This is a genomic window from Nostoc sp. PCC 9305 (assembly GCF_963920915.1).
Classification (GTDB): domain Bacteria; phylum Cyanobacteriota; class Cyanobacteriia; order Cyanobacteriales; family Nostocaceae; genus Nostoc.
Map to the genome: position 1 here is coordinate 21,102 of NZ_CAWUDN010000056.1, position 17,789 is coordinate 38,890.

Sequence of the window (17,789 nt, forward strand, 5' to 3'; positions counted from 1 at the left end):
AGAGTATTATCTGAACTAACTTTCCAATAAAGTTGGTAGTTTTGCTAACAATCGAGCATTGATTGTTTCGACAATCTTGACAATCGGCAAATTATATGGTTTGACAAGCGATAAATTTGGAATATTTGTATTTTTTGTAGTATTTACTTGTCACACAAGTGATAATTCAACTTAAATTTTTAATTGATTGTTAGCAACTAGTTCAAAGTCACGGTGGCTTTCAAAGTTGAAAACTGGAGACTATGAACTTTGCTGAACTACCGTGGTGTTGGGGTGGTGTTTAGACTTGCAGAGAAATTAGGTGGCAGAAGCACCTGGTCAACTACATGAACAATGCCGTTGCTAGCTGGGATATCTGGCTGACGCACTTTAGCGTTGTTGACTGTGATTGAGTTGCTGGCACGATCGACTGTGATTTTAACGGGACTACCCTCAACTGTTTTAACTTCTCCAGATATCAATTGCTGGGAGGTAATTCCCCCAGGTATGACGTGGTAGGACAAAAGCTTGACTAATTGTTGTTTGTTTGCTGGTTGTAAGAGTTGGTCTAGAGTGGCTTTTGGTAAAGCAGAGAACGCAGCATCAGTAGGTGCAAATACTGTATAAGGGCCTGGTGCAGCCAATTGTTCAGTTAATCCGGCAGCTTGCACTGCTTGGATGAGAGTTTTGAACTGTCCTTGACTAGCTGCTGACTTTGCCAATTCTGCTAAATTTTGAGTGGCAATAGTGGCAGTAGGAGTTGGTGTGACGGGCGGGACAGTTGTTGAAGGGACAGTTGCTGTAGGAGTTTCTGCAACAGGTTGAGCGCAGGCAGACAGAGCAACTAAGCTACCGATGCTAATAATATTGAACAATGCTTTTCCTACTATGCCTTTGCTCGCTTTCATAGCTTTGTGTAGAATCCAGTTAAATAAGGAATTATTAACAATAGTTAATGAATTTGTGGATATAGTCACTCATCTAACGACATAATTTGTGGTATCAAAAATGTTAATACAATAAGTTTATAAATTACATAGCTTGTCATCACCCAAAAGAGGTAGTTTTTACAGAAATTTTGGATATAAATTCTTTAGCAAAATCTGTTGCAGGAATGTCAACTGATTTTGGATTGACGATTTTGGATTTTGGATTAAAAAATCCTCAATCTAAAATCTAAAATTGGCACGATCAAGCAATATTTCAAAGTTAAAGATCCCCGACTTCTTGGAAAAATCGGGGATCTTGTTTTTTACGAATGATTTAGGACTGTTGAGATTAGATATCTAGATCGGTGAAGTTGAGTTTAGAGCCATAGGTTTCGATGAATTCTCGTCTGGGTGCGACCCGATCGCCCATTAAAATTGTAAAGATGCGATCGGCTTCGGCGGCATCCTCAATTTCGACTTGCTTCATTTTACGAGTTTCTGGGTTCATGGTGGTATCCCAGAGTTGTTGTGGCATCATTTCACCCAAACCTTTGAAGCGTTGGATGGTGTAGTTGGCGTTAGCAGGGAATTTGGCGATCGCTTGATTTTTTTCGCGATCGCTATAGCAATACTCATGATTACGTCCCCGTTCTACTTTAAACAGTGGGGGACAAGCAATATAAATAAAGCCTTGTTCGATGAGTGCCCGTTGATATCGATAGAAGAATGTTAACAACAAAGTACGGATGTGCGCTCCATCTACGTCAGCATCCGTCATAATGACTATGCGGTGATAGCGCAGTTGAGTAGAATCAAATTCATCGCCTTTAACACCTAAACCAAGGGCTGTAATTAACGATTGAACTTCGTTATTTTTATAGATTTTAGCGTCGTCGGTTTTTTCAATGTTAAGAATTTTACCACGTAGAGGCAAGATAGCTTGAGTGCGGCGATCGCGTCCTTGTTTTGCACTCCCACCTGCTGAATCCCCTTCCACAATGAATATCTCAGATTCGCTAGGGTCACGAGAACTACAATCTGCCAATTTACCAGGTAATGGCGAAGATTCTAGTACCGATTTGCGGCGAACTAATTCCCGCGCATGACGGGCTGCTTCTGCGGCCTTGAAAGCTTGGATAGCTTTATCTAAAATTGAGTCTGCTATGGCAGGATGAAACTCTAAGTACTCGGTAAGGACTTCTCCTACCAAAGAATCGACAATTCCTCGAACTTCGGTATTACCGAGTTTAGTCTTGGTTTGTCCTTCAAATTCTGGGTCGGGGACTTTAACGGAAATTACGGCTGTCAAACCTTCGCGGACGTGTTCGCCACTGAGGTTAGGTTCATTCTCTTTAATTTTATTGCGCTTGCGGGCGATCGCATTTAATGTCCGAGTCAAAACCGCCTTCAACCCTTCTAAGTGCGTACCACCATCCACTGTGCGAATATTATTAGCAAAACCTAGCACATTATCCGTATAAGCATCAGTACACCACTGTAATGAAACTTCCACTTGTACGTTGTTCCGTTCCCCCTGCACATAGATAATTTCTTCATGCAGTGGTTGCTTCTCGCGGTTCATGTACGCGATATATTCTTTAATGCCACCCTTGTAATTGTAGGATTCTACTTTCGGTGTATCGCTTTTTAGTAGTTCTAAACGGTTGTCAGTAAAGGTAATTTTGACACCTGCATTCAGATACGCCAATTCCCGTAGGCGACCTGATAAAGTGATGTAATCAAACTCAATGCTTGTTGTAAAGATTTGAGTATCTGGCTTAAAGGTGACAGAAGTTCCAGTTCTAGCTTCTTTGTAAGGCTTGGTTTGCAGTTCGGTAACTGGGATACCGCGTTCATAGCGTTGGAGATGAACCTTTTTATCTCGCCAAACTGTAACTTCTACAACCTCAGAGAGGGCATTAACAACAGAAATACCAACCCCGTGCAATCCTCCAGAAACTTTGTAACCACCGCCGCCAAACTTACCGCCGGCGTGCAGCACCGTCATTACGGTTTCCAAAGCCGATTTTCCGGTACGCGAGTGAGTATCGACGGGAATACCGCGACCATCATCTGTTACAGTCACCGAACCATCAGCGTTGATATCCACTTCTATATGAGTGCAATGACCCGCCAAAGCCTCATCGATTGAATTGTCCACCACCTCGTAAACTAAATGGTGGAGTCCTCGCGGCCCAGTGGTACCAATGTACATTCCTGGTCTTTTGCGGACGGCTTCCAGACCTTCCAGAACTTGAATCTGATCGGCACTGTAACTGCTCGTCATGTAAACTCTCCTGATGCGTGAGGTTGAAATCGCCGAAAGGCAAATAAAAGTAAAAACACTCCAAAATTGTAACACAAAAGCCTTGCTGGCGTCTGTAGGGCATTTTAAAGAGAAGTTTATACTGGGGTTGCAGTACCGTGGAAGAGGGGCAGGGGAGGCAGGGTAAAGAATTTCTAAATCTTGACCAATTACAAATGACTAATGACAAATGACTAATGACTAAATTAATTGTGATTTGTGGGGCGACAGCAACGGGGAAATCGGGTTTGGCTTTGGCTTTGGCAGGGCGGTTGGGTTCTGCAATTCTTAGTGCTGATTCTCGTCAAGTTTATCGTGAATTTGATATTGGAACGGCGAAACCAACTGTGGCTGAACAAAAATTTGTGCCGCACTATCTAATAGATATCTGCGATCCAACAGACATGATGACAGTAGCAGACTACCAGGAACAAACACAAGCTTTAATTGCTTCTGTTGGTGTTACACCACTTTTTCTAGTTGGTGGCACTGGTTTATACATCCGTTCTATTGTTCAAGGGATGAAAATTCCGAGAGTTGCACCACAAACGGAATTGCGATCGCAGCTTGAATCTCTAGGACAACCACAACTCTACGCAATTTTACAACAAGTCGATCCAGTTGCCGCACAAAAGATTCATGGCAATGATTCAGTACGAACTTTAAGAGCCTTAGAGGTATATTATGTCACTGGTCATCCCATTTCAGAACAGCAAGGCGAGAATCCACCCGATTATCCAATTCTGCAAATTGGTTTAGATTGCGATGTTGAAAAATTGGATGCTCGGATTCAACAGCGTACTCAACAGATGGTAGCAAATGGTTTGGTTGCTGAGGTGGAGTATCTTTGTCAAAAGTATGGCGCTGATTTGTCTTTATTGAATACTTTGGGCTATCAAGAAATTAAGCAATACTTGGCTGGGGATATTTCCTTGGATGAAGCGAAAGAATTAACAATTTTGCATACGCGACAATTTGCCAAGCGACAACGCACTTGGTTTCGAGCATATCCACAAATTCAATGGTTTGATGCTAATGATCCAGATTTATTAGAGAAGGTTTGGCATCGGATAAATGAGTTTATAAGTTGCACAAGTTCGTGAGAATTATAAACTCATGCAAAGACGCAAAAAACTTTGCGCATTTACAGTAAATGTCCTATAGAGTGTCGGGATCTACGCCCATAGCCCGTAGCCTATCTGCTAGTAATTGGGTACGTTGTTCTGCTTGTTCGGCACGTTCTCGTTCCTGTTCGGCGCGTTCATCTCCAGTCAGCAAAACAGTACCATCTTGGTAGCACCAGCGTAACCAAGTATCTTGTCTATCTTCAAATTTCCCTTCCCACAAAGTCACACCTAAACCAACTTGTTCTAACCAATTTTCTGAAGTTTCAAAGTAGCGCCTTCCTCTAAGTTCATAAACGCGTAGTAGTTTTTCTCCTAATTGCTGATTCTGGTCATATACGATGTAGTAACTAGCCCGCATTTGCTCATAAATTTTCAGCTTTTTGCCAAGTTCATCACCTTCTTTATTAGAGACAATTTCGAGGACAACTTCTGGAGGTTTGCCAAAACGCCAAACCATATAACAACGATTTTGTTTTTCCCACCAATTTTGAGGTACTTGAACATCGAAGCTGAGGAAGATATCGGGAACAATTGCGGGTTGTTCATCTGTATGGTAAATACCGACATTAGCTGCTGCTAAAAAACCTTGCTGCTGTAAAGAACTGTAAAGAGAACTAATTAAAAGGCGTTTCTGTTTGGAAGTAGCAAAATTATCTAAAGTTTCATTTTCAGTGACTAGCTGGTTAGCATCTGGCACATAGTAATCATCATCATTGATTAGAACTTGCTGAACCATGATTTTATCCAGTATTTGAGAGCGTTATTTCTAGGTTAATTGATTGGGGATGAGAGGATGCAAGTTAGCCAAAAATAGTGTGTCCACTATTTTTGGCTTTAAGAGATGATTGTGCCATTATTGACAATAAGAGGTTTGTGTCAGTACGAAAATAAAAGGTAGGCAAACTAAATGACCAACGGCTTGAGGCCATTCCAAGAGAGGGGCAAGTGGGGCTACAAAAATCAAAAAGGACAAGTAGTTATTCCACCTCTGTTTGATGAGGCTGGAAAATTTTTCAATGGAATAGCACAAGTAAAGCTTTGTCATAAAGTTGACTACATTGACCAAATGGGGACGATGATTCTTCAGTCACAATTTGATAAGCCTGAAAGATTGTCTCATGAGGTAACGCGATTTGAAGTTAGCAACAAAAGTGTTAATAGAGAGATTGTCACGATTCCGTTTCAGTTTCAAGAAGTGGAACACGTTGTATTAGGTTTAGAGCGATTCAAGAATAGTGAAAAGTATGGATATAAAGATAAGAAAGGGCAAATAATCATACCTCCTAAATTTACTCAGGCTTGGCAGTTTGCAGAAGGTCTAGCACTTATAAAGATTGACTATAAGTGGGGCTATATCAATTCATTAGGGCAAATAGTTATCAACTGTCAATTTGATTGGGCTGAGAGCTTTTCCCAAGGTCTAGCACGAGTAAAGATTGGCAAGAAATACGGCTACATAGATTTATCAGGACAAATTATTATACCATTTAATTTTGATTACGTAGATAGATTTTCGGAATGCTTGGCAGCAGTTAAAATTGCCTATAAATGGGGCTATATTGACTTATCAGGGCAGGTAATAATCTCTCCTCAGTTTGATGGTGCTGACAAGTTTTTTAAAGGGCAAGCACGAGTCAGAATTGGCAAAAATCATAAATATATTGACCATACAGGTCAAATAGTCAATTCTCCCAACTCTAATTTTTTAAAAGATATAGAGATAGATACATCATTAAAAAAAGAATTAAGAGATGAGAAGTAAGAACTTACAACAGAGGAAGAAGATAGAATTTAAAATATAGTAATTACAGCTATACTAAGCAGCCTGCAACATCTACCTTGAACTTTAAAAAACTATGCTTACCCAAGATAAAAAACAACGCAACTGGAAACCCATTCTCAAAGCATTCGAGGCTGTTCTTGGCAAAAATGGTGTGGTACAACGCCGCGAAGAACTTATTACCTATGAATGCGATGGTTTAACTGGTTATCGCCAACGTCCGGCTGTGGTGGTTTTACCGAGAACTACAGAACAAGTTGCCCAAGTGGTGAAGATATGCAATCAATATTCTATACCGTTCATAGCACGCGGCTCTGGTACTGGTCTATCTGGTGGCGCTTTACCAGTAGAAGATTCAGTTTTAATTGTCACCTCGTTAATGCGGCAAATCCTCAGCATTGATTTAGAAAATCAACGGACAGTTGTACAACCAGGGGTGATTAATAGTTGGGTAACACAAGCTGTTAGTGGTGCTGGATTTTACTATGCCCCTGACCCTTCTAGTCAAATTATCTGCTCTATTGGGGGCAACATTGCCGAAAATTCTGGTGGCGTACATTGTCTTAAATACGGTGTTACTACTAACCACGTTTTAGGACTAAAAATTGTCACGCCGGAAGGGGAAATTATCGATTTAGGCGGACAAATCCCGGAAATGCCTGGTTATGATTTAACAGGTGTTTTTGTTGGTTCCGAAGGTACTTTAGGAATTGCCACAGAAATTACTTTGCGAATTCTTAAAAGTGCAGAATCAATTTGTGTGCTGTTGGCAGATTTTACTAGCATTGAAGCTGCGGGAGCAACTGTTTCTGACATCATCAGCGCCGGAATTATTCCTGGTGGTATGGAAATGATGGATAACTTTAGCATCAATGCAGTTGAAGATGTTGTCGCAACGAATTGTTATCCCCGCGATGCTACTGCTATTTTACTAATAGAAATTGATGGTTTAGAAGTGGAAGTTGCAGGAAATAAGCAGCGAGTTACTGAAATTTGTAAAAAGAACGGTGCGCGGAATGTCACTTCTGCTACTGACCCAGAAACTCGGTTGAAATTATGGAAAGGACGTAAAGCGGCTTTTGCTGCGGCTGGGCATTTAAGTCCAGATTATTATGTACAAGATGGTGTAATTCCCAGGACTCAGTTACCTTATGTTTTGCATGAAATTGAGGCATTAAGTAAACAATATGGTTATCGGGTTGCTAATGTATTTCATGCTGGGGATGGCAATCTTCATCCGCTAATTCTTTATGATAATTCTGTGCATGGAGCGTTAGAGCAAGTAGAAGAAATGGGTGGGAAAATTCTTAAACTTTGTGTCCAAGTCGGTGGTAGTATTTCTGGTGAACATGGCATCGGAGCAGAGAAAAGGTGCTATATGCCACAGATGTTTAGCCAAGTTGATTTAGAAACTATGCAATGGGTGCGGCAAGTTTTTAATCCTAAAGGGTTAGCAAATCCTGAAAAGATATTCCCCACACCACGGACTTGTGGTGAAGCAGCAAATGCATCGGCACTCAAGCAATTTGAAGGTGTGGAAAGATTTTAATAAGAAAGAATTCAGGAGTCAGAATTCAGGAGTCAGGAGTTAAGAATTAGAAGTTAGGAGTAAGAGTTAGAGTTTTAAGTCCTAATTTATTAGGTTTTGGTATCGTTAGGTATATTCATGACCAGAACTGGCTCCGTATTATTTCAACTATTCTGACTCCTGAGTTCTGAATTCTGAGTTCTGAATCATCATTTCTTTACATCATCCGGAGGATTGCAACTTTATTTTGTAGTTATATATATATTCCGATCGCACTAGGTCACGCTTACAAATGAATCGGGTTGCTCGCCGTTGTGTTGCTTACTTGCTGTGTTTGGGATTAGTAGTTGCTTTAACAGGTTTTTTACCCTCTTCACTGCCAGTTTATTCCCAAAAAACCAGTCCTTTAACTACAGAAATTCGCGGCGTTTGGCTTACTAATGTTGCTAGTGGTGTACTATTTGTCCCTTGGGGTATTAACCGTGCCATAAATCAATTATCGACTCTCAACTTTAATACGATTTATCCTGTAGTTTGGAACCGAGGACATACTTTTTATAAGAGTACTGTAGCCAAAATAACAACAGGATCAGAAACTCAACCTTTGCTTAACTTCATGCACGGTGGACAGGATGTTTTAGCAAAAATAGTAACACTTGCCAAAAATAAAGATTTGAGAGTTATTCCCTGGTTTGAATACGGGTTCATGACGCCGCATTATTCACAATTAGCAAGGCGTTATCCTGACTGGTTGACAATTGGACAAGAAGGTATTAACTCTATTCAAGATGCCCCACCAGAAGAAATCGACAATCTTTTAATCACTAAACAAGCTTGGTTGAATCCCTTACATCCACAAGTACAAGAATTTATTCAAGGGTTAATTTTAGAAGTAGTCAGGGATTATGATGTGGATGGTATTCAACTTGATGACCATTTTGGGATGCCTGTACAGTTCGGCTACGATCGCTTCACTATTCAACTCTACCAGCAAGAACATCAAGGCAAAAGTCCCCCTAATGACCCTTTTAACTCAGAATGGATGCGGTGGCGGGCAGATAAAATTACCGATTTCATGGCAGAAATCTATCAAGCTGTGAAGGCAGTTAAGCCCAAAATCAAAATATCTTTGTCTCCCAATTATCAAGCTTTTGCTTATAAATACTATTTGCAAGATTGGGAAAATTGGGTAAAAAAAGGTTTAGTTAATGAGTTAATTTTGCAGGTGTATCGAAATGATAAAAAGTCTTTTATCGCTCAACTAGAACTTCCATCTATAAAATTGGCTCAAAGTCTAATTCCTGTAGGTATTGGGATATCAACAGGAACGGTAGGTAATCCGGTGAAAATGGCACAAGTTAGAGAACAGGTTCAGGTAGTGCGCGATCGCAATTTTGATGGTATCTCCTTTTTCTACTGGGAGAGTCTGTGGGGTTACATCGTACCGGAATCTCCCCAACAGCGACGCAAAGGTTTTTTTGAGATGTTTAATGCAAAAACTGTCAGACTATTACAAACAAAGAAACTTTGATGCCATTCGCGCCTAAAAATACTAGATTTGGCTTTACGTTGCTGTGGACTTTAGCTACTTTTGGCGGATTTTTATTGAGTTTACTCTTAATTGAAGTCGGCGAAAAGCCAGATATTGGCGTGGTAGAGGCCGCTATCGGCGGATTTGCGATCGCACTTCCTCAAGGTTGTCTACTTAAACAACCTATATTTTGTATCAGGTGGATTTTGTCAAGTCTTTTGGGTTGGAGTATTATCACTGCGATCGGTATTGGTGCGGTGGGTTGGATTGTACCTAGCACTCAGATTCTTCCTGTGAGAATCCTGTCAGGGGCGGTTTATGGAGCATTTGGCGGCTTGGGGATTGGATTAGCACAATGGTTAGCAATTCCCCAGCCTCTAGCTTGGCGATGGATATTTGTCTCTGCGGCAAGTTGGGCTGTTGCTGTCCCCGTGGGTTCTGCTGTGGGAATAATCTGGCGCTACTTAAGCCAGTTATTTTTAGGTGAAGTCATCGGATTAGGCATCACTTGGCTGCTGGTTGGTGTCCTCACGGGAATCAATGCTCACAAATTGCGATTGTAAGTTGTCACAGACGCGAGCGATCGCATTTTTATTAAGAATTATAAAATTAATTGATATATACTGAAGTTTGCATTTAGATATATGCAACAATCTTGAAAAACTGTTAAAAAATTTCAGTAAGTTTGCCCTAACCTGCAAATGTATTTTCACCTTCAAAAAGCAGGATTTTGTTAAGCTGACTCCTATTAGCTTTCCTAGATTTCTGACAAGAAGTAGAGAAAGATCAAAATTTCGATGAGCAACAGCTGACAATACTTTGCTATAGGCGCTAAAGTGCATCTACTACAAGCTTAACGACAAGAGAGCGCCTAGAAGAGTCAGTAATACAAGAGTGGGACTCTCGCATGAATATAAATCCAGTGGAATCAACTATGGAGTTGACAAAATTATCGCCACCTCAAATTCTTTTTGGCACAGAAGTAGATGAAAAAAGTAGTAGCGAGCAGTTTCTACTCAGCATGTATGATTCTGTACAGGCATCAATATTTGTAGTTGATGTTTTGGAGGATGGAGATTTTCAATATGTGGCCCTTAATCCTACTCATGAACGGTGGATAGGGATTCGCTCAGACGATCTCCGGGGCAAAAAGCCAGAGGATATCCTCTCTGCTATTGATGCTGCAAAGGTGCGTCAACATTATGTGGACTGCGTGCAATTTGGCACAACTATTTCTTACGAACAATGTTTGCAATTCCAAGGAGTTCCCACTTGGTGGAGTACGACTCTCACCCCACTAAAGGATGCTAACTTCAAGGTTTATCGATTGATTGGTACTAGTACTAACATTACCCCTGTGAAGCAAGCAGAACAAGCAGTTGGACTCCAGGTTGAACGAGAGCAACTGCTAGAAGCGATCGCTGGACGGATTCACCAATCAGTAGAATTAGAGACAATTCTGCATCAGACTACAATTGAACTGCGGCAGTTTTTGAATTGCGATCGCGTGTTGATTTATCGTTTCGAGACTGATGGCAGTGGAGTAATCATTGCCGAATCAACTGTAGTTACAAGCGATCCCCTATTGGGCAAAAACATCACCGATCCCTGCTTCAGTGGCAAACATCCAGAACACCACGGACAAGGTTGCATTCAAGTTATCGAAGATATTTATGCAGCAGGCTTGCATCCTGGCCATATAGATTTCCTGACATCTTTGCAGATAAGAGCCAATCTCGTCGTGCCGATTTTCCAAGAGCAAGATATGTGGGGGCTATTGATTGCCCAGCATTGCCGTGAATCGCGTCAATGGCAGCAAACAGAAACTAACTTGCTCAAGCAGTTGACAACTCAAATCGGCATTGCAGTCCAACAGGCAGAACTTCATCAGCAACTCCAGGATCTCAAAGCCAAGATGGAGTTACAGAAACAGAAGCACATCAGTAAGTTGCAGCAGGTGCGGAACTTTGAAGCCTTGGTGCGACGTATGACAGAACAAATCCGCGACAGTCTGGATCAAACTCAGGTATTGCAGACACTTACCCAGGAATTAGCAAAGTTACTAAACCTTGAACGTTGCCAAATTGAACTCTACAGTACCTGTCAAACTCTAGTTACTATTGCTTACGAATACAGTATTGATTTGTCGCAGTGTCAAGGATTAACCAAACAGATTGCAGACCATCTTGAAGTTTATCAGCCGCTGTTGCAAAAACAACCATTGCAATTTTTGGAAATTGTACCGGGATGGGAACCAAAGTTGCTAGTTATGTCCCAGATGGCTTGTCCAATTTTTGATCCTCAAGGAATTTTGGGAAATATTTGGTTGACAAGACCATCACAAGAGGCTTTTGACGAATTTGAAATTGAGCTAATGCAGCAGGTAGCAAATGAATGTGCGATCGCCATTCGTCAATCCCAGCTTTACAAACAAAACCAGGCACAGGTAAACGAACTAGAAAAAAGCGATCGGCTCAAAAACCAATTTCTCAGAACTCTATCCCAAGAACTGCGGACACCAATAACCAGCATTAGCCTTGCAGTCCAAACTCTCGAAAGTGTCCTCACACCAGCAGAAATATCAGAGATAGAAATAGTGCCGCAACTCTTGCAGATTCTGCATAACGAGTGTGGGCGAGAAAGCAAGTTAATTAACGATTTACTCACCCTCACATATCTCGAAGCCGAACCCGATCCCCCAACCTTGATTGCCATTGACTTTCAAAGCTGGCTTCACCCGATTATCGAGTCTTTTCGAGACCTCACCAACTGCCAGCGACAGCAGTTAAACCTGACTGTAGATCGGGCGCTGCCCCCTTTGGAGACAGATATCACTGATTTGGAGCGGATTGTCACCGAACTGCTCAACCATGCCTGCAAATACACCCCAGCTGGGGAAGCGATCGCAGTCTCTGCTCAGTTGATTGGGGATACAGTCGAGCTTAATATTACCAATTCGGGAATAGAGCTTACCAGCAATGAACTCTCGCGGATTTTTGAACCTTTCTATCACCTTTCCAAACACGATCCTTGGAAACATAGCGGCACGGGGCTGGAATTGGCATTAGTGCAGAAAATGGTCAGACATTTAGGCGGCTCAATTTATGTAGAGAGTGCAGCAGGCCAAACCACCTTCACTGTCAAATTCCCCTTTTAATTCCTTTTTTGGGCATAGCACTAGCTAAATTGTCAGAAGTTGTGCTACGATTGTTATTCGTGTGGGTGACTAGCTCAACGGTAGAGCAGTAGACTCTTAATCTATTGGTTGCGGGTTCGATTCCCTCGTCACCCACTCTCTTCAGCCCTTCAAAATTTACCCTTGCCTAAGTCTTGCCTAAATTGAGTTTGCGGCAATCTCTGAAAGCCTCATTGCTTAAGGATAAACGCCACTAAATGTTTGACTAATTTAAATAAAAACGCCCCCTGTGCAAATGTCTAGTGTATCTAATGGGCGATTAAAATCTTCAGATTCCACTTTTTGCGGTCAGAAAACATTATTAATTACATAGACCCAACTTTCAGTGGTTTTACTCTGTGTAATTTGTTTCAATAGAACTAACTTGAAAAAGTAGTTGCTGTTTTAGTATTTGTGATGCTTGAAAACAAAGAAGTGAATAAGTTTACAAATTATTTAGATTCTATTTCTACAGATTCATCTAGTGGCAATTTGCAAGCTAGAGAAGAGCTAAAGAAAATATCTCGTGAATATAAAAACAAGTCAGAATCAGGATTATTAAAGATTGAAGAAATTGGTAAAACGCATAATTTTAGTATAGAAGAGGTAAAAAAACTTGTATCTGAATTTATAAAATTTGAATACAGCGAGCCTGGAAACATTACTCCTCACTTCTATGATAAAAAAGATGATGGTAACTTAGTGATTTATGACAAAATGAAACTAGGAAGTTTTGACCAATACATTCATAAACTTTTAAAAGATTTAGATCAAGATTTTTTAAAAAGTTTGTACAAGCATTTAGGCGGTAATCCTTATCACCTTAAAGAAAATTTATGAAAGTAGTTTGCCCTCCTCTATCCGTCACCAATTAACACTCAAAATTAATCTATGATCAACCCGCATTCTTTCTTAAGATGCGGGTTTTTATTGGCTAGCCAGAAACTGGAAGATAATTAAGGCTAATGACTAATAGCTAGAAACCTTATTTTTCGTTAGAAATGCAGGTTCCCTAATCGCTAATGTAGACAAAATAAGCTATAAGTACCCAGGAATCAGGGTTGTGGCGGTAATGTGACAAAATGGAGATTATGTTTAGTCGTTATTACAAGCTGGAAGGACAAAGCCCAGTTATCGCTGAATCTTTTATAGATTAGTGCTTGTAGATGGTCTCAGCCGATACTAAAGTTATGGTCAACGAGATTAACAATGTCAACATTTCAACTGTTTTTCTTAGGGCCGACTTAACGAGCCTTACTCTCGACTCAATACGGTTCGGTTAAGGGTTTTTGATGAAAATTCTAGATCACAAAGATGCAATAAATCGCCGTCAAGACGAAAGACTGATTATTGTAGAGACGACGATTCATCGCGTCTATTGCATTAACCGAACAGTATTGGCTCCCGACTAATCTCAAAGTACACGTAGTAAGCTGGGAATGCTTTCGATCGCTGACAAATCCTGAATTTCTGCTAAAGCTTGCCGAAAATTACCTTCCCGCACATCATGGGTAACAACCACAATCTCTGCAAGTTCCCCTTGAAAGCCAGTTTGGACAATTGACTCTAAGCTAACGCCATAATTACCAAAGCAAGTCCCCAATTTACCGATAACTCCAGGTTGGTCATTCGTGAGGAAACGGGCGTAAAACCGAGTTATTAATTCTGCCATCGGTGCAATTTGGCAATATTCCTGATGTCCACAAGTTAATAATGGATTTGCAACTGCTGTATTGGTTTTGAGGACAGCAACTAAATTCAAAATATCTGATGTTACGGCACTGGCGGTTGCACCAGCACCAGCACCAGGGCCAAAAAACATTACTTGCCCGATGGGTTCTCCTTCGACAAGAATGGCATTGTAAACGCCGTTGATGCTAGCCAAAGGGTGAGCTTGAGGCACTAAAGTAGGGTGAACTCTAACAGAAAGGGGAGATGAGGGAGTATCACGTTTAGCGATCGCTAACAATTTAATCACAAATCCCAATTTTTCGGCGTAGGCAATATCTGTTTTGCTCACTTGCCGAATGCCCTCAGTATAAACATCTTGTAGGTTGATGCGTCCACCAAAGCCTAATGATGCCAGGATGGCAATTTTATCGGCTGCGTCTAAGCCATCCACATCAGCGGTGGGGTCAGCTTCAGCATAACCCAAACGCTGGGCATCAGCTAAGACATCATTGAAGTTGCTGCCTTCTGTTTGCATCCGTGTCAGGATGTAGTTTGTTGTACCGTTAACAATACCCGTTACAGTATGAATTCGGTTAACACTTAAAGATTGCTTTAGGGGTTGAATCACCGGAATACCACCACCCACTGCGGCTTCTAGCATCACGTATACGCCTGCTTGATTGGCAGTTGTGAAAATTTCCGCTCCGAAGCGGGCGATCGCTGCTTTATTGGCGGTGACTACATGCTTACCATTACTTAAAGCTTTGAGAATGAGCGATCGCGCCGGCTCCAATCCACCCATCACCTCGACAACTATATCTACCGCCGGATCGTTGACAATTGATTCTAAATCTGTTGTTAATACTTCCGTAGACAATTCTACTGCACGGGGTTTATCTAGCGATCGCACTCCCACCCGATAAATTTCTATCTCTTGCAACAATGGGTGACGCCCAGCACTATCTTGCAACAACTGCACTGTTCCCGTTCCCACGGTGCCTAATCCCAGTATTCCTAGTTTCACACCCATTTTGCACCCAATTTCACCAATAACAATTGTAGGTAGAGCGTTTGCCCTACCTACTGATTATCCTGCTTCCTTTGTCATTTGTCCTTCGTCGTTCGTTCTTTGTCTAAAACTAATACTTCGACTTACCTCGGCTCCGGTTCTATCGAGCGGAGTCGAGATGCTCGGCACGAGTCGCTCAGTACAAGTGACTAATGACCAATGACTAATGACTAATGACTAATGACCAAATTAATAAGTTTCTACGTGCCAGCGATGAGCTTTCTTGAGTTGCTTCTGGTAATCACTCCAGGTTACACCTTCCTTAGCAGCAGCAGTAGTTAAGGCTGCATCAATACCTTCTTCCATACCTCGCAAACCGCAGATGTAGGTGTGGGTTTTTTCATTCTTAATCAACTGCCACAATTCATCAGCATGTTCTGCTACGCGGTCTTGGATGTACATTCTACCGCCTTGAGGATTTTTTTGTTCCCGGCTAATGGCAGGAGTGAGGCGGAAGTTATCAGGATATTTTTGTTCAATTTCTTCCAGTTCTTCCTTATATAAAAGGTTTGGAGTTGTTGGAACACCAAATATTAGCCAAGAGAATCCTTTAAATTGGTATTCTGGGTTAGCTGCTCTTTCCGCATCTTTAAACTGACGCCACAGATAAGCTCGCATGGGAGCAATACCTGTTCCGGTTGCCATCATGATGACATTAGCATCAGGGTCATCGGGTAACAACATTTCCTTACCCACAGGCCCTGTAATTTTTACATCTGCTCCTGGTTCTAGGAAACACAGGTGTGTAGAGCAAACACCATAGACTGTTTCGCCAGTTTCTGGGTGCTTATATTCTAATTGGCGGACGCACAGTGATACTGTCTTATCATCCACATCATCGCCATGACGAGTTGAGGCGATGGAATAGAGTCTAAGTTTTTCTGGCTTGCCGTTCTTGTCTAATCCTGGTGGAATAATCCCAATACTTTGACCTTCTATATACTTCAAATCCCCGGCAGAAATGTCAAATTTGAGGTGTTGAACAATACCAATACCACCTTCTTTGACTAGCGGTTCATTAGATATTACTTTGCCAATAAACGGAGCATTGGGACGGTAAGTGTTAACAGGAACGTCACCGTGGTCTTTTTTGGCTTTCGCTTGAGTCATGGTGTTGCCTTTCTTGTCCTTATTCTTGAGCTGTTCTTCAGCTGGTGGTTTAGCAAAACCTTTGGTTTCACTATGAGTATTTACAGGTGTGGCTTTACCATTCCCTTCAGTGTTAGCAGTTTCCCCAGATGTAGCTAACTCGCTGACAACGCTTGTAGCACTCCCAAGTGAGGCTTTACCATTAACTGGCTCTAGAGCAGTTACAGGCTGGATGCTAACAATTGTGCCGCCTAGACGAGTGATACGTCGCATTTCTTGATTCATGCGGTTGTAAGGCACTCTGATGAACACACTGCCACTTTTCCGAATTGGGTAGTTAGTTTGATCGGTTTCTTCACTCTGACGCAAACCCACTACTTCATAAAGGAAGATGCGGCTACCTAATTCTGTGTTGGCAGCACCCTCAACAGCACCTTGATTGTACATTCGTTCTACCACTCCGATAATTTACTTAACCGTTTTTCAAAAAAAACTATTCCCATCCCATGCCAGCTTTAGTTTACCGGATTTTCGTTTCACAAAACTGGAGAAAGAAGGAAAAACGGCATCATTAAATTAATGCCTTGCTAAGTACACTCACCAAAGACATGCAGGCATAGCAAAAAACACACCTGTTCACCTTCTAAGGTAAAGGATAAGTCTTGTGGAGAATGTTAATAATGAATCAATTTAATCTTTTTTTCGTTAACTACCAACCCCATCAGGGGGATAGCTTTTTACTTTAGTACCCTATGAGCAACTCAAAATCTCACAATAGCAGATATTCTTGGAGGTAAACTGAGCGGTGGAAGCTACCGCTCAGTTTACCTCCAAAAGCTTCCCTTGTGCTTGCTTACTCCAGGGGTTGAAATCGGAGAATGCCAAGAAAGGAAGGTTTTCTTCCGATTGGTTTTACTTCTCCAAATCTACTACTCTTCTAGAATGTTGTTAGCTATCTTCATTACCTATCTATGGACAATTACATAACTAGGACAACTCCAGCCACAAATATCACGAGATAGACAATCATAATTTAAGCAACTGTAATTAGTTTCACTTGATGTGAAAAATCTGTCAACCTTGCATCAGTACTTTGCCATAACGTCAACGCTTCTATATGAGCATATTCATAAATTTACAGCCAAGAATTTGGGTAATGCAAGTTATTTCCTCATTCGTTGGATAGATTTTTGCTTTGAATATATTAAGTATTGTCGAGCAGAAATTACAATTTAGGAACATTAGAAAATTTGCGGCAATTTTGCGGCAATAATAAATTATACTTTGTAGTCTTGATTCTATAGAGTCACAAGTAGCAGACTGATAAAGGTGCAACGCTGATGGGCAGTGCCGATCCCCATTTTTAAATTAACAACTAAACTAAGAAAAAAATGATTGAGGAACCAGGCTAAATTCTTCTTGACAGCAATCTTGTATGGGATACCCCCTTCTGTTAAAATCAAATATATCACTAGGATTAAATACTTACCGGCACCAACATTCAGGCTAGTCCGACGAGTAGCAACTTAATTACTTTGTTGTTTACCCGCTTGGTGTCTTATAGATGTGCTAGGTAGCAAGAACGCAGGATAAACCAAAGGGGTAA

The 17,789-nt window shown here is 41.2% G+C and carries 12 protein-coding genes and 1 tRNA gene; 8 read left to right on the forward strand and 5 right to left on the reverse strand.

Annotated features, from left to right (window positions below; genetic code table 11):
* Window positions 1-257 precede the first annotated feature (257 nt).
* Window positions 258-887 carry a fasciclin domain-containing protein gene (locus tag ACM0OX_RS20630; protein ID WP_414516864.1) on the reverse strand — a complete coding sequence of 210 codons (630 nt, stop codon included), beginning with the start codon at window positions 885-887 and terminating at the stop codon, window positions 258-260.
* 370 nt (window positions 888-1,257) lie between these two features.
* On the reverse strand, window positions 1,258-3,195 hold the full coding sequence (gene gyrB, locus ACM0OX_RS20635; protein WP_414516865.1) for a DNA topoisomerase (ATP-hydrolyzing) subunit B: 1,938 nt from the start codon (window positions 3,193-3,195) through the stop codon (window positions 1,258-1,260).
* 215 nt (window positions 3,196-3,410) lie between these two features.
* On the opposite strand from gyrB, the gene miaA reads away from it, so the two are divergent.
* Window positions 3,411-4,316 (forward strand): tRNA (adenosine(37)-N6)-dimethylallyltransferase MiaA, encoded by a 906-nt coding sequence (gene miaA / locus ACM0OX_RS20640; protein WP_414516866.1) that lies wholly within the window; start codon window positions 3,411-3,413, stop codon window positions 4,314-4,316.
* Between the two features lie 55 nt (window positions 4,317-4,371).
* Here the strand turns inward: miaA and ACM0OX_RS20645 are convergent, their stop codons facing one another.
* The gene (locus ACM0OX_RS20645) at window positions 4,372-5,076 is read right to left on the reverse strand and encodes a Uma2 family endonuclease (RefSeq protein ID WP_414516867.1); all 705 of its coding nucleotides are present in this window, start codon (window positions 5,074-5,076) and stop codon (window positions 4,372-4,374) included.
* 171 nt (window positions 5,077-5,247) lie between these two features.
* Between ACM0OX_RS20645 and ACM0OX_RS20650 the strand changes: the two genes are divergently transcribed.
* The 7 genes from ACM0OX_RS20650 (at window position 5,248) to ACM0OX_RS20680 (ending at window position 13,194) form a co-directional block, all read left to right on the forward strand.
* Window positions 5,248-6,102 carry a WG repeat-containing protein gene (locus tag ACM0OX_RS20650; protein ID WP_414516868.1) on the forward strand — a complete coding sequence of 285 codons (855 nt, stop codon included), beginning with the start codon at window positions 5,248-5,250 and terminating at the stop codon, window positions 6,100-6,102.
* Window positions 6,103-6,196: 94 nt separating this feature from the next.
* A complete protein-coding gene (gene glcD, locus ACM0OX_RS20655; RefSeq protein ID WP_414516869.1) occupies window positions 6,197-7,669 on the forward strand; it encodes a glycolate oxidase subunit GlcD in 1,473 nt (490 codons plus the stop codon).
* Window positions 7,670-7,940: 271 nt separating this feature from the next.
* A complete protein-coding gene (locus tag ACM0OX_RS20660) occupies window positions 7,941-9,179 on the forward strand; it encodes a glycoside hydrolase family 10 protein (RefSeq protein ID WP_414516870.1) in 1,239 nt (412 codons plus the stop codon).
* Window positions 9,179-9,742, forward strand: a complete 564-nt coding sequence (locus ACM0OX_RS20665; RefSeq protein WP_414516871.1) for a hypothetical protein — start codon at window positions 9,179-9,181, stop codon at window positions 9,740-9,742. Before ACM0OX_RS20660 ends, ACM0OX_RS20665 begins: the two co-directional genes overlap by 1 nt.
* A 344-nt stretch (window positions 9,743-10,086) precedes the next feature.
* Window positions 10,087-12,336, forward strand: a complete 2,250-nt coding sequence (locus tag ACM0OX_RS20670) for a GAF domain-containing protein (RefSeq protein ID WP_414516872.1) — start codon at window positions 10,087-10,089, stop codon at window positions 12,334-12,336.
* Between the two features lie 63 nt (window positions 12,337-12,399).
* Window positions 12,400-12,471: transfer RNA gene (locus tag ACM0OX_RS20675), tRNA-Lys, on the forward strand.
* Window positions 12,472-12,771: 300 nt separating this feature from the next.
* The gene (locus ACM0OX_RS20680) at window positions 12,772-13,194 is read left to right on the forward strand and encodes a hypothetical protein (RefSeq protein ID WP_414516873.1); all 423 of its coding nucleotides are present in this window, start codon (window positions 12,772-12,774) and stop codon (window positions 13,192-13,194) included.
* A 574-nt stretch (window positions 13,195-13,768) separates the two neighbouring features.
* Here the strand turns inward: ACM0OX_RS20680 and ACM0OX_RS20685 are convergent.
* Window positions 13,769-15,055, reverse strand: coding sequence for a homoserine dehydrogenase (locus tag ACM0OX_RS20685; RefSeq protein ID WP_414516874.1), 1,287 nt, complete (start codon window positions 15,053-15,055; stop codon window positions 13,769-13,771).
* A gap of 228 nt (window positions 15,056-15,283) precedes the next feature.
* Window positions 15,284-16,630: a ferredoxin--NADP reductase gene (gene petH, locus ACM0OX_RS20690; protein ID WP_414516886.1), complete on the reverse strand. Its 1,347-nt coding sequence runs from the start codon at window positions 16,628-16,630 to the stop codon at window positions 15,284-15,286.
* Between the last annotated feature and the right edge of the window lie 1,159 nt (window positions 16,631-17,789).